At 76.5% G+C, this 2,717-nt stretch carries 4 protein-coding genes; all 4 read right to left on the bottom strand.

The genetic code is table 11. The annotated features are described in order from the left end of the window. Window positions 1-111 precede the first annotated feature (111 nt). Window positions 112-957 (bottom strand): nuclear transport factor 2 family protein, encoded by an 846-nt coding sequence (locus ACWEVN_RS47495; RefSeq protein WP_452055663.1) that lies wholly within the window; start codon window positions 955-957, stop codon window positions 112-114. After that, complete coding sequence (locus ACWEVN_RS47490; protein ID WP_452055662.1) at window positions 954-1,847, bottom strand: alpha/beta hydrolase; 894 nt, start codon at window positions 1,845-1,847, stop codon at window positions 954-956. Before ACWEVN_RS47490 ends, ACWEVN_RS47495 begins: the two co-directional genes overlap by 4 nt. Before the next feature lie 52 nt (window positions 1,848-1,899). Continuing rightward, the gene (locus tag ACWEVN_RS47485) at window positions 1,900-2,142 is read right to left on the bottom strand and encodes a hypothetical protein (protein ID WP_452055661.1); all 243 of its coding nucleotides are present in this window, start codon (window positions 2,140-2,142) and stop codon (window positions 1,900-1,902) included. After that, window positions 2,139-2,717 (bottom strand): phosphotransferase (locus tag ACWEVN_RS47480; RefSeq protein WP_452055660.1); only part of this gene is annotated, 579 nt, incomplete at its 5' end. The genes ACWEVN_RS47485 and ACWEVN_RS47480, both read right to left, overlap by 4 nt.

The following is a 2,717-nucleotide window of genomic DNA, read 5'->3' as shown; positions in this document are numbered from 1 at the left end:
GGGGGGTGTCTCTCGCCCGCCCCCCGGCGGCCGCGGGGGGTGGGGCGTCGCGCCCCCCGCTCTGGGGGGGGCCCCCTCGAAGGGGCCGCCCGCTTCTCGTCGTGCCCGGGATCAGAACCGCAGGGCGCGGATGATCGAGCACGGGTCGGTGTAGGACTTCCAGCGCACGATCCGGCCGCCGCGGACGGTCAGGCATTCGACGTACTCGATCTCGAACGCCACGCCGGTGCCGCGGGCGATGCCCTTCTCGTGCACGATGCCGACGGCCTGGTCGCCGTCCACCACCAGGCCGCGCAGCTCCTTGCGCTTCACCTCGCAGACGGAGGTGAACGCCTCGAAGCTGGCCAGGACGGCGGCCGGGCCGTGGTAGGTGCCGATCCACGGCATGCAGTCGTGGTGGCCGGGCACGCCGACGAAGTTGACCCACTCGACGTCGTCGCCGAGCAGGTCCGCGGCCTGCGTGACGTCGCCGCCGCACACGCGCTCGAACCACGCCAGCGCGGTGGCGCGGGTGCTGCCGGTGTCCTCCCCGGCGGCCGGGGCCGGCCCGCCGGTCTGCCAGTCCGGGGTGAAGGTGACCGCGGTGATCCGCCAGCCGGTGCCGGTGCGGTGCAGGGCCATCCGGTAGTGGCCGCCGAGCACCCACGGCGGCCCGCCGCCGTCCGGCACGTGCGTGACCTGGACCTGGCAGCGGCAGACCGCGGTGTCGCCGTCGAGGGCGACCAGGTGGTTGCCGATCAGGTGCTGGGTGGTGGCAAACCCGGCGAACTCCGCCGCCCAGCCCGCCACCGCGTCGGCGGCCGGGACGGTGCCCGCGTCGCCGCCGTGCAGCGCGCGGTAGTCCAGGCGGACGGACTCGGCCAGCAACCCGGTCATCGCCGTCCAGTCGCGGCGGTCGGCGTACCAGCCGAACCTGTCGCACGCCTCGATCACGTCCAGCCGGTCGTTCGCGGTCATCGCCTGCTCCTGTCGGCCAAGGGCGCCGCGGCCAGGTCGAGCGCCGCGGCGACGGTCGGTTCGTGGTCGTAGAAGTCGAACTGCGTGCCGGTCAGCCAGTGCACTGTGGACGGTCCGGCCAGCCGCGCGAGGAACTTCCGGACGCCGCCGGGCAGGGCCGCCTCCTCGCTGTGCACGAGGACGACCGGCGCGGTGACCCGGCGGGCGGCGGCGATGGGGTCGAACCGCAGCCAGTGCGGCCAGGAGAGCTCGGCGAACCGGTTGGGCCACTGCGGGACGGCCCCACGGGCCGGGTCGAGGTAGTAGGCGAAGGGGCCGGGCATCGCGGCCGTCGCGTCGGTGGTGCTGACGGCGGGGACGTACCGGACGGCCCCGGTCCGCGCGTACTCGGCGGCGGCCGCCTCGCCGCGCCGGATCCGTTCGGCGACCCCGGCGCTGCCGCCGTAGACCTCGCCGACGAGTTCGGCGTCGTGCAGCCAGGGGGCGACCATCGCGAGAGAACCGAACAGGGCGGGCTCCGCGGCCGCCGCGACGGCCAGGTACCCGGCGCCGGCGCAGATCCCCACCCCGCCGACACGCTCGGTGTCCACAAGGGAGCATCGGCGCAGGAACCCGGCCGCGGCGATCAGGTCCGCCACCTTCCGGTCCGGCAGCTCGGCGTCGCGCGGGGATCCGGCGGAGGCGCCGTGGCCCCGGAAGTCGAACGCCAGCGCGGCGATCCCCCGCCGGGCGAGGCCGCGGGCGTACCGGCCGGCCATCTGCTCCTTGACGGTGGTCCACGACCCGGCCACGACCACGGCGGGTGGGGGCGGACCGCCGTCCGGTGGGAGGTGGAGGTCGCCGACGAGGGTGTCGCCGCCCGAACGGAACTCGACCTGCCGAACCGTCATGTCCTGCTCCCCTTCGTCTCGCCGCGCACGGCGCACCCCGGCGACGCGCGCCTCACGACGCCTCCGCCAGTACCACGCACCCCAGCTCGGTCAACGCCGCCGGAACCACCGCGCCCGGCCGGCCCGGCCGCACCGGGCCCAGCAGCCCGGCCCGGGCCAGCTCGTGCACCGCGTGCTGGTCGCAGCAGGCCACGCCGTCCACGAACAGGTCCGGCGCGCAGCCGCAGCGCAGGGTGGCGCGGCCGTCGGCCACCGCGCGCAGGATCGCCCGGTCGCGGTGGCTCAGCGGCGTCACCGGAGGTCCCCGCCGGCCGCGGCCAGTGCGGCCCGGGGGTCCTCCCCGGCGATCTCCGCGTAACCGGCGCAGAACGCGTCGCGCGCCACGCCTTCGCCGTCGAGGCCGGTGCGGTCGATCGACCGCAGCAGGCTCGCGACGTCCCGCAGCGGCGACTGCACGGCCGCCTCGGCGTCGAACCCCACCAGCAGCCAGCGGGTCGGCGTGCGCAGGACGTTCCCGAGGTGCAAGTCCCCGTGGACGCGCTGGGCGAGCCCGCCGGACGGCAGCGGCGCCGTCCCGAACCGGTCGGCGAGCGTCCGGTGCACGGACGCGACCGCCCGGCCGAGGACGCCCGCCTCGGCGGCCAGGGCCGGCCCGGCCAGGCGCCGGCCGTCCACGGCGTCCGTGGCGGAGGACTGCAGCAGGGCGAGGACGACCGGAGCACCGTCCAGGTCGCCTTCGATCGAGCCGAGCAGCGGTGCGATGTGCGGGCTGCCGGCCGCGTCGAGTGCGCGGTGCAGCTCCCGGCCGGGGTGGACGAGCCGCCGGCACAGCTTGAGCAGGTAGCGCTCGCCCAGCACCACCGAGGTGGC

Source organism: Amycolatopsis sp. NPDC003861 (assembly GCF_053605405.1).
Note: the sequence above shows the minus strand (reverse complement) of the source record. Positions and strands in the feature narration are given on the sequence as shown.